A 14460-nucleotide genomic window follows, 5' to 3' on the forward strand; every position below is an offset into this window, starting at 1 on the left:
TCTCATATTCCTTGTTTCTTGCCGCGACAGCCGCCGCCTTCATGGCAGGGCCCGCCGCGCATCAGCTATCTAAGCCGCGCGAGGATACGGTCAATCGCGCGCGTGGTCAGGATGCGTTTTAGCACACCTCCGATATGGGTCGGCACGGTGACATAGTAACGCGGACGTGGCCGTCGGCTCTCGCAGGCATGGATCAGTTTGGCCGTGACTGAGGATGCCGGGAGTTCGAACCTGTCTGGTCCATTGCTTTCATAGAGCCGCTTCAGAAGGCTGGCCTCATAGCGGTCGCGCAGGGCGGAGTTCTCCCAATCGACGTATTTCTCGAAATGGGGAATGGCCTTTTCGCGGATCTTCGACGTCACAGGGCCGGGCTCGATCAGAATGACCTTGATGCCGCTGTCGCGCAGCTCAACCCGCATGGTATCGGTCAGCCCTTCGATGGCGTGTTTGGTCGCCACATAGGCGCCGCGCCAGGGGAAGCTCACAAAACCGAGGATCGACGAATTCTGAACGATCCGCCCGTGCCCCTGTGCGCGCATCACCGGGATGACGTTGCGGGTCAGCTCGTGCCAGCCAAAGACATTGCTTTCAAAGATGCTGCGCAGCCCTTCGGTCGAGACGTCCTCAACAGCGCCGGGCAGCCCGTGCGCACCATTGTTGAACAATACGTCCAGCGTGCCGCCGGTGCGCTCCAGCACCTCTGCCAGACCGCTGCGCAGGCTTTCTGCATCTGTGTAATCCATCAGCGGGCTGACAAATCCCTGCGCGCGCAGCCTGTCGCAGTCGACCGGTTTGCGGCAGGAGGCGAACACGGTCCAGCCACGTTCGCGCATACCATGCGCAGCATCCAGACCGATCCCGGAGGAACAGCCTGTGATCAGGATCGTTTTCTGCATAAAACCCCTCGCGCGGTCACCTGTACCGGCGCTTTATGGGCGTTTCTTGCTCACCAGGGAAGCCGCAATCCAGCCAACCTTGCCGTCTTTTACGGTGCGCAGGTGCAGCCAGCCGGTGCCAATGTCCTCAACAACCGTGACTTTCTCGCCGTTGCTGAGCCGATCCAGGATCGGGTAAACCGTGCCGGGGCCTGTCCGCATGTTGACGCGGGTTGCAGTGATGGTGCGGATGTCTTCTGCGGGTTCGGCCGGGTTCAATTCGGCGGCATCCGCTTCGAGCGCGGCCTGAATCAGGGGTTGCCCCGACAGCCCATCCGACAGCGAGGCCAGCTGCACCGTTGCCGTATCGCCCGAACCCGGTATCCGCGCAGAGGCGGGCGCCGCAGCCTGGGCTACGGAAAATGCAGCGTCACTGTTGCTCAGCCCCTCACCAACGGCTGCGATCTGCGCCATCGCGACACGCGAACGCAGATTGGGGTCTGCGGAGGGGCGCGGCGATTTTGCGTTCATTGAGGTTGTAGCTGCGGTCTGTGGCACGCGCAGGGCCACCTTGCTGACCAGCGATTCTGCGGTCACCGCGGTGCGGCGCGCTGCGGTGTCGCTGGTGTCGACATCACTGCCAAAAGCAGCCTTGGCGATGTCGATGGCAGCAGAGGGGCCTTTGGGCGGCTCAAAATCAGCGCCGCCACTGGCTTCGTAAAAACCCCAGCCCAAAAACAGAAATGATGCGATAACAAAGCGTGACATATACAAATCCCCCCCAGGATCAGCCTGAAAACCTGTGCAAATTCATGATTATCGAGCATTCGCTCGGCTGCAGGTAATACGCACCCGCTGCACAGATTGTTCCTGCTTAACTTAGATCTTACAGCAGTTTTTCGAGTCGTAGTAGGGGAGAGGTGGCGACTTTCTCCCCCAAGCCAGCTTTGTCGGTCGTACGGGCGGTGGTCGGGCGACGGGCAGACCCTGCCGGTTGTGGTCGGGTCGATATATGGGGGTAACTCCGCATTTTCGCACGGCCCCGCTTTACCAAGACCGGAGGGGGCAGTATCACCAGAGCATGACCGACCTGGTAGATGATCAAGACACCCCCGATTCCCCCGCAACCGGAGAAATACTGGAGCCGCTGCGCCGTGCGATTGGCGAGCGGTACCTGACTTATGCTCTCAGCACCATCATGCACCGGGCGCTGCCCGATGCCCGCGATGGCCTGAAACCGGTGCACCGCCGCATTCTCTACGCGATGAGCCGCCTGCGTCTCACCTCAACGGGCGGCTTTTTGAAATCGGCCAAGATCTCCGGCGACACCATGGGTGATTTCCATCCCCACGGCGACGCGGCGATCTACGACGCGATGGCGCGTCTGGCGCAGGATTTCAACGTCCGCTATCCGCTGGTCGACGGGCAGGGCAACTTTGGCAACATCGACGGCGATAACCCGGCGGCCTCTCGTTACACCGAGGCACGGATGACCTTTGTGGCCGAGGCGATGCTGGACGGGCTGAGCGAGAACGCCGTTGATTTCCGTGACAATTACGACGGGCGTTTGACCGAACCGGTTGTTTTGCCCGCAACCTTCCCGAATATCCTGGCCAATGGTGCGGCCGGTATCGCGGTGGGCATGGCGACCAATATCCCGCCGCATAATATCGGCGAACTGATCGATGCCTGCCTGCATCTGATCAAGACCCCGGATGCCCGTGATGACACGCTGTTGAACTACGTGCCGGGACCGGACTTTCCGACCGGCGGCGTGATTGTCGAGCCACGCGAAAATATCGCCAAGGCCTATAACACCGGGCGCGGATCCTTCCGTCTGCGCTGTACCCATGAGGTTGAGGATCTGGGCCGTGGCCAGTGGCAGATCGTCATTACCGAAATCCCCTATCAGGTCCAGAAATCCAAGCTGATCGAAAAGATCGCCGAGCTGATCCAGACCAAGAAGATTCCGATCCTGGCCGATGTTCGGGACGAATCAGCCGAGGATATCCGCATCATTCTTGAGCCGAAGTCCAAGAATGTGGATCCCGAAGTGCTGATGAACATGATGTTCCGCAATTCGGATCTGGAAATCCGCTTCAGCCTGAACATGAACGTGCTGATCGACGGCGTGACCCCCAAGGTCTGTTCGATGAAGGAGGTGCTGCGCGCCTTCCTTGATCATCGTCGCGACGTGTTGCAGCGCCGGTCGCAGCACCGGATGGACAAGATCGATCACCGGCTCGAGGTTCTGGAAGGGTTCATTATCGCTTTCCTCAATCTGGATCGCGTGATTGATATCATCCGTTATGACGATGATCCCAAGGCCGCGTTGATGCGCGAGAACTGGGCGCTGGATCACCCGCGCGCCTACACCGAAGCCGATTATATCTCGCCCGCCGCCGGGCCTGGAGAGCTGAGCGAAGTCCAGGCCGAAGCGATCCTGAACATGCGGTTGCGCAGCCTGCGTCGCCTGGAAGAGATCGAACTGGTGCGCGAACGCGATGCCCTACAGGAAGAACGCGCCGGTCTGGTCGAATTGCTGGCCTCCGAGGAGCTCCAGTGGAGCCGCATCGCCGAACAGCTGAAGGACACCAAGAAGCAGTTTGGCAAATCCTATGAGGGCGGTCCGCGTCGCACCCGCTTTGCCGAGGCGGGCGAAGTCGAAGATGTGCCGCTCGAAGCGATGATCGACCGCGAACCGATCACCGTGGTCTGCTCGCAGATGGGCTGGATCCGCGCCATGACCGGCCATATCGACCTGGGCCGGGAATTGAAGTTCAAGGATGGCGATGGCCCTCGCTTCATCTTCCATGCAGAAACCACGGACCGGCTTCTGGTCTTTGCGTCCAACGGGCGGTTTTATACGATTTCCGCGTCCAACCTGCCCGGCGGGCGCGGCATGGGTGAACCCCTGCGCCTGATGGTGGATCTGCCGAATGAGGTCGAGATTGTCGATATCCTGATCCACAATCCAGACGGTCGCCTGCTGGTCGCCTCGGATGCGGGCAACGGCTTTATCTGCGCCGAGAAAGATATCGTTGCCCAGACACGCGGCGGCAAGCAGGTGCTGAACGTCAAGGATGACGACCGTGCCAAGATCTGCATCCCCGTGATCGGCGATCACGTTGCAGTGGTGTCTGAGAATGGCAAATTCCTGGTCTTCGCGGTTGAGGAAATGCCCGAGCTGTCCCGTGGCAAGGGCGTGCGGTTGCAGAAATACAATATGGCCCGTGGCAAGCAGGGGTCGCTGGAGCTGGATGGCGGTTTGAGCGATGTCACCACGTTCAACTGGGATGACGGTCTCAGCTGGGAAATGGGCGGTGGCAAGACCCGTCATGAAACCGATCTGGGCCAGTGGTTGGGCAAGCGCGCAGGTGTCGGCAAACGGCCGCCCTACGGGTTCCCGCGCAACTACAAGTTCAAATAGGATCAGATGTGGCTGCCCTGCACCTGTGACCTCAGCGCCACCCGGTGGAACCGTAGGGCCATGACGGCTTTACCGGTTCCGTACCGCGCGGCTATCTGGGGATGTCTTCTAACTGAAATGAGACTGCTATGATCCGGATCTTTACCCTCCTGACCGCCATGGTCGCTGTCGCCGCCTGTACCGCCGCTGCGCCGGACGAACCGCTGGAGGAACTCGGGAACTTCAGGCTGGGTCATAACATCGTCATCGCATCCAAGGTTCAGATGGTGCCGGGGTCGCGGAAAGTCTCAAAAGAGGAATGGGTCGATATCCTCACCAATGAGGTCAATGCCCGCTTCAGCCAGTATCAGGGCGACAAGATCTATCATTTCGGGATCAGCGTTGAAGGGTATTTTGTCGCCCCCGGCGGCGTACCCCTCGTGCTCAGCCCGAAATCGGTTCTGGCGGTCAATGTGACCGTTTGGGACGACGCCGCAGGTGCCAAACTGAACAAGGTCGTCAAGAAATTCACCGTCTTTGAGACAACAACGGCAGACAGTTTCCTGGTGGGATCCGGTCATGCCCGGACCCGCGAAGAACAGATGCGGGGACTGGCGCGCAACGCCGTGGGCCAGATCGAGGATTGGCTGGTCGAGCAGCGCAAGGATGAGGGCTGGTTCGGGCCCGAACAGACCTCCGGACAGGTTGACCAACCGCGCACCACCGGGGTGACAGAACCACCGGTAGCCGCGGCGGGCTGATTCCGCCTCACGCGCGCGGTGGATCCAGATCCGTTTCCGCCAGGCTCTGACCGGCCGACCCCCTGACACCGACATGGCCGATCATGCCCGATGCAATGAACCCTGTTGCCATTCCCCTGTGGCGGCAACTCTGTGGCCTGTGGTTCATGATCTGGCGGTGATTTGCGACAGGACGCACAGGAACGGGTTGATTTTCACCTATAAACCAAATAAGCCGCGCGCGCAGAGGAAATTCGGGTCGGGTTTCGACCCCCAATTCAAAAGGGCGCCTACAGAATGGCTAAGGAAAAGTTTGAACGTACAAAACCGCACGTCAACATCGGCACCATCGGCCACGTTGACCACGGCAAGACCACGCTGACCGCAGCGATCACCAAGTATTTCGGTGACTTCAAAGCCTACGACCAGATCGACGGCGCACCTGAAGAGAAAGCCCGCGGCATCACCATCTCGACCGCGCACGTGGAATATGAGACCGAAGGCCGTCACTACGCCCACGTCGACTGCCCCGGCCACGCTGACTATGTGAAAAACATGATCACCGGTGCGGCGCAGATGGACGGCGCGATCCTGGTTGTGAACGCTGCTGACGGCCCGATGCCGCAGACCCGCGAGCACATCCTGCTGGGCCGCCAGGTTGGCATCCCGAAGATGGTCGTGTTCATGAACAAAGTGGACCAGGTCGACGACGAAGAGCTCCTGGAGCTGGTCGAAATGGAAATCCGCGAACTGCTGTCTTCCTACGACTACCCGGGCGACGATATCCCGATCATCGCAGGGTCCGCTCTGGCGGCGATGGAAGGCCGTGACGACGCGATCGGCGCCGACAAGATCAAGGAACTGATGGCGGCTGTTGACGATTACATCGACACGCCTGAGCGCGCTGTTGACCAGCCGTTCCTGATGCCGATCGAAGACGTGTTCTCGATTTCCGGCCGTGGCACCGTTGTGACCGGTCGTATTGAGCGCGGCGTGATCAACGTTGGCGACTCGATCGAGATCGTTGGTATCCGTGACACCTCCACCACCACCTGTACCGGTGTGGAAATGTTCCGCAAGCTCTTGGACCGTGGTGAAGCAGGCGACAACATCGGCGCGCTGCTGCGTGGTGTTGACCGTGACGGCGTTGAGCGTGGTCAGGTTCTGTGTAAGCCGGGTTCCGTGAAGCCGCACACCAAGTTCGAAGCTGAGGCCTATATCCTCACCAAGGAAGAAGGCGGTCGTCACACCCCGTTCTTCGCGAACTACCGTCCGCAGTTCTACTTCCGGACCACCGACGTGACCGGCACCGTGACCCTGCCCGAGGGTACCGAGATGGTTATGCCCGGCGACAACCTGAAGTTCGACGTTGAACTGATCGCGCCGATCGCGATGGAGCAGGGCCTGCGCTTCGCGATCCGCGAAGGTGGCCGCACCGTCGGCGCCGGCGTTGTGTCGAAAATCACCGACTAAGGTCGAGTTTCCAACGGAAACTCTGGCCTGTGGTGAGTGGTGACAGGTGGTTTTCCGCAGGGAAATCACCGACAGCCCGCACGGGTGAGAAAATAGAAAGGCCGCTCCAACCGGGGCGGCCTTTTTCTATGCGATGACGCTGGAACAGGGCAGGGGGCGACCTGACCGCCAGGCCTTTGGCCATGTCTATCTGCGCGGAGGCTGCCCGACGGCCCGGTCGGCCGTGTCCGTAATCTTGTCCAGCGAAGCCTGCAGGCTCAGCCGCAGCGTCTCAACCTGCTCATCGCTTGGCTTCTTCGGCACCTCATCCGTCCATTCCTGACAGAGGAGAACACCACGTGAGAACGGCAGAGGCAGCATCTGCTGATCCCAGGTTGGCAGCTTAATCACTTTCCGTTCTGCAAACGCGACAGTGAACACACGGCATCCGGTCATCCGCGCCCAAGTGATCGGTACGCCCGAGGATATGCGAGCCGGCCCTCTTGGTCCGTCAGCGGCAATGCCGATAGAACACCCCTCCTTGGTGCGGCGCAGGACTTCGCGGGACAGCGCCACATGGCGTTTGTGGCTGGACATCGGGATGGTCTCAAACCCCAGACGCACCAGAATCTGTCCCGCCAGCCGTCCGGCGCGGGCGGCGGAGGTCAGCGCGCAGATCCGGCCCAGAGAGGTGTCAAAGAGATAGGGGGCCATGATCAGTCGCTGGTGCCAGAGCACAAAGATCACCGGCTCTCCAGAGGCGACACAGGCATCCATTTCCTCGAACCCGCGGCGCTCCCAGCGCGAGGTGCGATGGGCGAATCGCACATATCCCGCCAGCAGGGCCTCGATGGCGCGGTTCACTTTCGGACTGTCGGCGATCTTTTTGCGCAGGCTCACTCTGGGATCTTTCCTCTGGACATTTTTCTCTGTCATACTGAAGCATGGCGAGTGGGGCCAGTCATCGCGGGAGGACGGGCGGAAATCCGGGCGATTTCGTTGATTTCCCTCTTGCCAGCCGCGCAGCTCTGGCTTAGGAACTGCCGCACCGTAGGGGTATAGCTCAGTTGGTAGAGCGACGGTCTCCAAAACCGTAGGTCTCGGGTTCGAACCCTGATGCCCCTGCCACTCTCTCATCTCAGACACAAGACATCCTAGCTCGGGGCTCATTTCGATTGGCTGCCCCGCAGCTGCGCCTGTCCGCTCTCTCTCGTTGTGGATCGGTCCCGTCGGATCCAGTCCATATGGAAGACAAAACGCCTCCGCCGCCTTTCTGGGGCGGGGGAAGCGTTGGGTTTCAGGGTGAAGATTGCCCTGATCAGGCGGCGTGAATGGGCGTGCCTGCGGTCTGTGCCGCGCTGTAACTGTCGGTTGGTTTTGCAGGCACCACATCCTCGGCCGGAACCGTCACATGCTGTGGCAGCAGTGCGTCGCTATGGCGGGCAAAAACCATGTCCAGCCCGCGTTCCAGATCCCGCATGTAGCGCGTGGTATCAAACAGCGGTGCTTTCGTCTGCATCAGCCGCAGTTTGCTGCGCAGTGCCAGCAGCTGATCCCGGTCCTCGGCCAGTTCCAGCGCCCGTGCCTCATAGGCCTGGGGCGTGGTGGTCAGCAGGTCTTCAATGTCGGCAGCGGCCAGCAGGCTTGCGGTGGTGCGGGCAGCGAACTGGCGCCCCGCCATTGTCAGCACCGGTAGCCCGGCAGCCAGTGCGTCGCGCGCTGCCGGACCGGCATTGAGGGTGAAGCTGTCCAGGAACAGATCTGCGACCATGCTGCGCGCCATACGCTCCTCGCCGGTGCTGGCGGCGGCAAAGATCACGCGATCCGGGTCGACACGGCGGTCGCTTGCGGCCTGTCGCAGTGCAGCCTGTGCCTCTTCTGGGTAGTCCGGGAGCCACAGAACGCTGCCCTCCACACGGGCCAGCAGGCGCATCCAGATATCAAATTCACGTGGGGTTAGCGCATGGCTAGCGGTAATGCTGCAGAAGACGAAGGCATCATCGGGCAGGCCGCAGTCGCGTCGGCTGAACTGGTGGCCGGAGAGGTCCTGCAGAGCTGTAACACTCTGATAGCTGTGCGGCATGCGGATCACGTGTTCCTCGAAATAGCGCTCGCTGCCGGGCGGGCAGGTAACCGCATCGCCGAGGATATAGTCATACGCCGGAGTGCCCATGGTGCCCGGAAAACCGGGCATGGCAATCTGTACCGGCGCGATCCGGGCCGAAAACACGGTTGCGTCGGCTTCGTGGGTATAGCTGGTCAGTTCAATTGCGATATCCAGCTGATCCGCGACGGCCTGTGTCTTGATGGTGGTTGCGGACAGTCCGCGGATATCGCGGTGGTGGACGCCGACCAGATCCGCGCGCGGTGCGCTGGCCGCATAGACGTAAAGCGCGAATCGGCTCTGATTGTGGCGGGCCAGCAGGCTGTCGAGCAGTCGCAGCGCATCGAGATCCTGGGCCGAGCTGACGAAATAGCCGACACGCAGCCGCTGTGGGCGTGTCTCGGCCCTCGGCCGTTGCGGCGCCGGGTCAGATTGCGGGCGGGAGCTGGCATGGGCCTGCATCCGGATGCGCAGTAGGTCTGGATTGTCCTCAAGCGCGATCTGCGCTTGCGGGGCGCAGGCGGACCCACGCAGCCCAAGGTGCCGACGGTGCTCCTGATATTCGTCCAGCCAGCGCCAATCGCACAGCTCCGCCATCAGGCGCAGTTTCTGGGCGCGGGCGCGATCGTCATTGGGGCGGGCCAGCAGAATCTGGTCCAGATGACGGATCGCCTCGCTCTGCTGGCCGATCATACCGGTGAGCTGGGCAAGGTTGTACCGCGCTTCCAGGAAGTTCGGGGCAAAGCGCGCGGCCTGACCATAGAGATCGCGGGCGATCCCCATGTTCCCCAGCTGACGCTGGATATTGGCACGGTTGTAAAGCAGTTGCGCGTTGTCAGGCGCTTGATCAATCGCGGTGGCGAAACACTGATCGGCCTCGATGATGCGATCCTGCTCCAGCAGCGTGTTGCCCAGATTGTTGAGCGCGGGCAGGCAGGTCGAATCCAGTATCAGAGCCTTTTTATACAGGGCAATCGCATCCACTGGCCGGTTCTGGCGCCGGTAGACATCACCCATCGCGGCAAAGGTCGTGGCGGAGGTCGGGTTCAGCTCGCAGGCTTTGTTCAGGCAGGTCGCCGCTTCATCGAGGGCGGTCTGCGCAAGATGGCAGCGGCCCAGCAGTTCCCACAGAAATGCTGATCTCCGATGGCTGTTCAGCAGCTCTGCGCAACGGGTTGCGGCCTGCTGGAAATGTCCATGCTGAAACAGCGCGGTCAGTTGCTCCTGATGTTCGGGGTCCAGCTTCGCATTGTCTTGCGGTGGCAGCCGCCGACTACGGCCAGAGAGCTTGCTGGAAATCTGCATTGTCAGCGGCGGGGTTGCCTGCGCTTCGCGCTGGGTGGCAGCCCCTGCCGGGGTGGTTTGGCTCAGGCTGGTCGCCTGCTGATCGTTCTGTGCGAGGGTCATGGAATCCTATCTCATAATCGCGCTCGGTAACGGGCAGGGCGCGATGTGCTGACATCTGCGGTGCCCCATGGCGGATATTTATGGCCCGCGAAAATTAAGATAGAATTGATTGCTTCTCGGCGGATGCTGCGGCGCGGACCTGAAGAACCCGCCCCGAGCCATCGGTGAAGGTGCAGCAGGGCTTGAAATTGCCATGGTCTGCGGTTAAATCGCTGCTTGATTGCAAGCAGAGAGAACCCCGCCTCATGGCCACCACAAACCCCGTCCAGTTCATCCAGCAGGTTCGCGCCGAAGTTTCCAAGGTCGTCTGGCCGACCCGCCGTGAGGTGCTGCTGACCACCGTGATGGTGTTTGTCATGGCGGCGTTGACGGCCGTGTTCTTTGCCATCGTGGATATCCTGATCCGCTTTGGGCTTGAGGGCATTCTGGGCATGTTCGGCTAAACCCGTCTGGCAGCCCCGATCGCGCAACCCGTTGTGGCGAAGGGCAGCTTGGCTTCGCAATTGGCGGCTCACCTCTTGATCTTGGACTCCCGGGGCGGTAGGTGAGCGACTAACTCTGACGTAGGCGTGTGGCGATTCGTGTCGCGCGCCGCTTTTTGTTAGAGCGCAGCCCCAAGGCTGTATCTTATTTTAGCAGTGGCCCGACGCACTTGTCGGCCAAGAGACACAAGGACGATCAGGTTCATGGCGAAACGGTGGTATTCGGTCAGCGTTCTTTCGAACTTCGAAAAGAAAATCGCAGAGCAGATCCGCACGTCGGTCGCAGAGCAGGGTCTGGAAGACGAAATCGACGAAGTTCTGGTCCCCACCGAAGAGGTGATCGAAATTCGTCGCGGCAAGAAAGTCTCGACAGAGCGTCGCTTCATGCCCGGCTACGTGCTGGTGCATATGGAAATGTCCGACCGCGGCTATCACCTGATTTCCTCGATCAACCGCGTCACCGGTTTCCTCGGCCCGCAGGGCCGTCCGATGCCGATGCGCGATGCCGAAGTGCAGGGCATCCTGGGCCGCGTTCAGGAAGGCGAAGAAGCGCCGCGCACGCTCATCTCCTTTGAAGTGGGCGAAAAGGTCAAGGTCAACGACGGACCGTTCGAAGATTTCGACGGCATGGTCGAAGGCGTCGACGACGACAATCAGAAACTCAAGGTCACCGTGTCGATCTTCGGCCGCGAGACCCCGGTGGAGCTGGACTTCACTCAGGTGACCAAGCAGGGGTAATAGCCCTTTCCGGTAGAATTCAAGGCGCCGCGTTGCATCTGCATCGCGGCGTTTTTGTTCGTGGCTGGGCTGGTTTTCGGCGGGCAACAGCCCTGATCCTTTGTAGCCCTATCTTCGGGCATTTGGATGCTCGGCGCCCCATATCTTCTGCGCATCCTTTACCGTCAGCTTGTGTTCAATCCGACTTAGCTCATGCAACGCACGGGCCCTGTCACCAGTTCGAGACAAAGCCTTTCTGAAGGTCCGTTCAACGGAGATCGCACTCCACGGCAAAGCGGCAGAAGAAATCCATCTACGCAGGTCTGGGGGAAGTTGGTCGTAGTCCTGCATCGGATTGCTTCGCTTCTGCGAGCGCTTCAGGCTGGTGCGACCAAGATTTCCAGACATGATCGGATTCCTCCTCAGGTGTCGACGCCGGTTTCTATAGGGAGACCGTTTCAGTGACTGTTATGTGATAACATATGCATCTGCAAGCCGGTTGCTCATTGTAGTTGCTCTGGCAAGGCCAGTTGGTCATGTTGAATCGCCTGGTGTCCCCACTTGCCAACCCCCGCAATCCCCTATACATGCCGCCTCTATCGTCTTCGGGCGAGATTCTCTCGTGGGAGATGGAGGGATCGCGATCCTGATATCGGACCACGCAACATACATAGGGTGAAACGCGTTTCACCCGAGTTGAAAGGAACACCAAATGGCTAAGAAGCTTGTTGGCACGATGAAGCTGCAAGTGCCCGCCGGTAAGGCAAATCCATCCCCGCCGGTTGGTCCGGCACTGGGTCAGCGCGGCATCAACATCATGGAATTCTGCAAGGCATTCAACGCCAAGACCGCAGACATGGAGCCCGGCGCGCCGTGCCCGACCGTGATCACCTACTATCAGGACAAGTCCTTCACCATGGACATCAAGACGCCGCCTGCGTCTTACTACCTGAAGAAGGCCGCCAAAGTGAAATCCGGCGCGAACAACCCGTCGCGCGAAACCGTGGGCACCGTCAGCGTTGCTCAGGTGAAGGAAATCGCCGAAGCAAAAATGAAAGATCTGAACGCGAACGATATCGAAGCCGCGATGCAGATCATCCTGGGCTCTGCCCGCTCCATGGGCATCGAGGTGAAGTAAGATGGCTAAGCTCGGTAAACGGACCCGCGCTGCGCGCGAAGCTTTCGCTGGCAAGGACAACCTGTCGGTGGAAGAAGCGGTTGCCCTGATCAAGGCAAACGCAAACGCAAAATTCGACGAAACCGTCGAAATCGCCATGAACCTCGGCGTTGACACCCGTCACGCAGACCAGATGGTTCGCGGCGTGGTTGGCCTGCCCAACGGCACCGGCAAAGACATGCGCGTTGCTGTTTTCGCCCGTGGCGCGAAGGCTGACGAAGCCAAGGAAGCTGGCGCGGACATCGTCGGTGCAGAAGACCTGATGGAAACCATCCAGGGCGGCACCATCGATTTCGATCGCTGCATTGCAACCCCTGACATGATGCCTATCGTTGGTCGTCTGGGTAAAGTGCTTGGCCCCCGCAACCTGATGCCGAACCCGAAGGTAGGCACCGTGACCATGGACGTGAAAGCGGCCGTGGAAGCAGCCAAGGGTGGCGAAGTTCAGTTCAAAGCTGAAAAAGGCGGCGTTGTGCACGCTGGCGTTGGCAAAGCTTCCTTCGACGAAGCCAAGCTGATCGAAAACGTACGTGCCTTCATCTCTGCGGTTGCCAAGGCAAAGCCGTCGGGTGCCAAGGGCGCTTACATGAAGAAAATCGCTCTGTCCTCCACTATGGGTCCGGGCGTCACCGTTGACGTGGAAACCGCTGTTACCGAGTAATCTCGGCAGGCGGGGCGAGGGCTGACAGTGCGCCGAGTCGCATGTGTCAGAAACGCCGCATTGACGATAGACCGGGGTCCCTGATGGGGGCCCCGGTTTTGCCTTTTCGGGGGTGTCATTGTGGCGATCTCGGCTGATCCTGGCCTTGGTGGTCTTTCGGACGATTTTGCCCTTGGAAATCCCTAAAAATGGGACTAACTACGACCCCGAGATAAAGCGTGCGATTCGTCGTGCGCTTTATTTCATTTCGTCCAAGATGGTGGGTGGCCTGTCGATCGGGTCTTAATTTCCCTCCTGAGACGGGAACGACCAAAGGATCGAGGGAATTCCTACCCTCGGGTGATTTTGGCTCACCCCGTTAAAACGGACTTGAACGCCGGGCAGCAATGTTCGGCACATCAATGAGCCGGGATGCGCAAGTGTCCCTAAACTTGGAGAGAACTGTGGATAGAGCCCAGAAAGAGAGAGTGGTCGAGGAACTCGGCCAGATCTTCGAAAGCTCTGGCGTGGTGGTCGTAGCCCACTATGCCGGTCTGACAGTTGCAGAGATGCAGGATCTGCGGGCGCGTGCAAGCGACGCCGGTAGCTCCGTGCGTGTTGCCAAGAACAGGCTCGCCAAAATCGCCCTCGAGGGTAAGCCGTGTGAAAGCATGTCTGACCTGCTGACAGGGATGACCGTACTGACCTATTCCGAAGATCCCGTGTCCGCCGCTAAGGTGGCCGAGGATTTCGCCAAGGAGAACAAAAAGTTCGAGATCCTTGGCGGCGCGATGGGTGAGAACGCTCTGGACCGTGCCGGCGTTGAAGCCGTGTCGAAAATGCCTTCGCGCGACGAGCTTATTGCTCAGATCGCAAGCTGCATTGGCGCACCTGCTTCCAACATCGCTGGCGCAATTGGCGCACCTGCAAGCAACATCGCAAGCATCCTTTCGACCATCGAAGAGAAGGCGGAAGCTGCGTAAGCGGTTGGCACTGAATGACTGGCGTCGGGCATATGCCCGCACGTTGGAACACACACACTGTAAACGGAAAGAGCTGATAAAATGGCTGATCTGAAGAAACTCGCAGAAGACATCGTTGGTCTGACCCTGCTTGAAGCACAAGAACTGAAAACCATCCTGAAGGATGAGTATGGCATCGAGCCCGCAGCTGGCGGCGCCGTTGTCATGGCAGCTGGCGGCGACGCCGGTGGCGCAGCGGAAGAAGAAAAGACCGAATTCGACGTCGTTCTGAAAAATGCTGGCGCATCCAAAATCAACGTGATCAAAGAAGTTCGCGGCATCACCGGTCTTGGTCTGAAAGAAGCCAAAGAACTGGTCGAAGCTGGCGGCAAGATCAAAGAAGGCGTCAGCAAGGACGAAGCCGAAGACATCAAAGGCAAGCTGGAAGCAGCTGGCGCCGAGATCGAACTGGCCTAAGCTACGCGATACGGGACA

The 14460-nt window shown here is 59.9% G+C and carries 14 protein-coding genes and 1 tRNA gene; 10 read left to right on the top strand and 5 right to left on the bottom strand.

The features are described from left to right. Nucleotides 1-65: 65 nt before the first annotated feature. Complete coding sequence (locus WLQ66_RS11785) at nt 66-896, bottom strand: SDR family NAD(P)-dependent oxidoreductase (protein WP_340546566.1); 831 nt, start codon at nt 894-896, stop codon at nt 66-68. A gap of 33 nt (nt 897-929) precedes the next feature. Next, the gene (locus tag WLQ66_RS11790) at nt 930-1643 is read right to left on the bottom strand and encodes an SH3 domain-containing protein (RefSeq protein ID WP_340546567.1); all 714 of its coding nucleotides are present in this window, start codon (nt 1641-1643) and stop codon (nt 930-932) included. A 313-nt stretch (nt 1644-1956) separates the two neighbouring features. Here WLQ66_RS11790 and WLQ66_RS11795 point away from each other — a divergent pair, with 313 nt between their 5' ends. From WLQ66_RS11795 to tuf, 3 genes are all read left to right on the top strand, one after another. Beyond that, a complete protein-coding gene (locus tag WLQ66_RS11795) occupies nt 1957-4305 on the top strand; it encodes a DNA topoisomerase IV subunit A (protein ID WP_340546568.1) in 2349 nt (782 codons plus the stop codon). A 128-nt stretch (nt 4306-4433) separates the two neighbouring features. Further along, on the top strand, nt 4434-5045 hold the full coding sequence (locus WLQ66_RS11800) for a hypothetical protein (RefSeq protein ID WP_340546569.1): 612 nt from the start codon (nt 4434-4436) through the stop codon (nt 5043-5045). Nucleotides 5046-5321: 276 nt separating this feature from the next. Continuing rightward, nucleotides 5322-6497: an elongation factor Tu gene (gene tuf / locus WLQ66_RS11805; RefSeq protein ID WP_340546570.1), complete on the top strand. Its 1176-nt coding sequence runs from the start codon at nt 5322-5324 to the stop codon at nt 6495-6497. Between the two features lie 186 nt (nt 6498-6683). Here tuf and WLQ66_RS11810 read toward each other — a convergent pair whose 3' ends face one another. Beyond that, on the bottom strand, nt 6684-7376 hold the full coding sequence (locus tag WLQ66_RS11810) for a lysophospholipid acyltransferase family protein (RefSeq protein ID WP_340546571.1): 693 nt from the start codon (nt 7374-7376) through the stop codon (nt 6684-6686). A 152-nt stretch (nt 7377-7528) separates the two neighbouring features. Here WLQ66_RS11810 and WLQ66_RS11815 point away from each other — a divergent pair. Continuing rightward, nucleotides 7529-7604, top strand: a tRNA-Trp gene (locus tag WLQ66_RS11815). 190 nt (nt 7605-7794) lie between these two features. On the opposite strand, the gene WLQ66_RS11820 is transcribed toward WLQ66_RS11815, so the two are convergent. Beyond that, complete coding sequence (locus WLQ66_RS11820; protein WP_340546572.1) at nt 7795-9987, bottom strand: O-linked N-acetylglucosamine transferase, SPINDLY family protein; 2193 nt, start codon at nt 9985-9987, stop codon at nt 7795-7797. A gap of 245 nt (nt 9988-10232) precedes the next feature. Here WLQ66_RS11820 and secE point away from each other — a divergent pair, with 245 nt between their 5' ends. After that, a complete protein-coding gene (gene secE / locus WLQ66_RS11825) occupies nt 10233-10430 on the top strand; it encodes a preprotein translocase subunit SecE (RefSeq protein WP_008560174.1) in 198 nt (65 codons plus the stop codon). A 243-nt stretch (nt 10431-10673) separates the two neighbouring features. Continuing rightward, nucleotides 10674-11207, top strand: coding sequence for a transcription termination/antitermination protein NusG (gene nusG / locus WLQ66_RS11830; RefSeq protein ID WP_014876030.1), 534 nt, complete (start codon nt 10674-10676; stop codon nt 11205-11207). Between the two features lie 108 nt (nt 11208-11315). On the opposite strand, the gene WLQ66_RS11835 is transcribed toward nusG, so the two are convergent. Then, nucleotides 11316-11594 carry a DUF6525 family protein gene (locus WLQ66_RS11835; RefSeq protein ID WP_340546573.1) on the bottom strand — a complete coding sequence of 93 codons (279 nt, stop codon included), beginning with the start codon at nt 11592-11594 and terminating at the stop codon, nt 11316-11318. A gap of 304 nt (nt 11595-11898) precedes the next feature. On the opposite strand from WLQ66_RS11835, the gene rplK reads away from it, so the two are divergent. From rplK to rplL, 4 genes are all read left to right on the top strand, one after another. Beyond that, on the top strand, nt 11899-12324 hold the full coding sequence (gene rplK / locus WLQ66_RS11840) for a 50S ribosomal protein L11 (protein WP_014876029.1): 426 nt from the start codon (nt 11899-11901) through the stop codon (nt 12322-12324). A 1-nt stretch (nt 12325) separates the two neighbouring features. After that, entirely contained in the window at nt 12326-13024 is a 699-nt protein-coding gene (rplA, locus tag WLQ66_RS11845; protein WP_340546574.1) for a 50S ribosomal protein L1, read from the top strand. 443 nt (nt 13025-13467) lie between these two features. Further along, nucleotides 13468-13986 carry a 50S ribosomal protein L10 gene (rplJ, locus tag WLQ66_RS11850; RefSeq protein WP_340546575.1) on the top strand — a complete coding sequence of 173 codons (519 nt, stop codon included), beginning with the start codon at nt 13468-13470 and terminating at the stop codon, nt 13984-13986. An 81-nt stretch (nt 13987-14067) separates the two neighbouring features. Then, nucleotides 14068-14442 carry a 50S ribosomal protein L7/L12 gene (gene rplL, locus WLQ66_RS11855; RefSeq protein WP_340546576.1) on the top strand — a complete coding sequence of 125 codons (375 nt, stop codon included), beginning with the start codon at nt 14068-14070 and terminating at the stop codon, nt 14440-14442. Nucleotides 14443-14460 lie beyond the last annotated feature (18 nt).

It is taken from the genome of Phaeobacter sp. A36a-5a, assembly GCF_037911135.1.
Classification (GTDB): Bacteria; Pseudomonadota; Alphaproteobacteria; order Rhodobacterales; family Rhodobacteraceae; genus Phaeobacter; species Phaeobacter bryozoorum.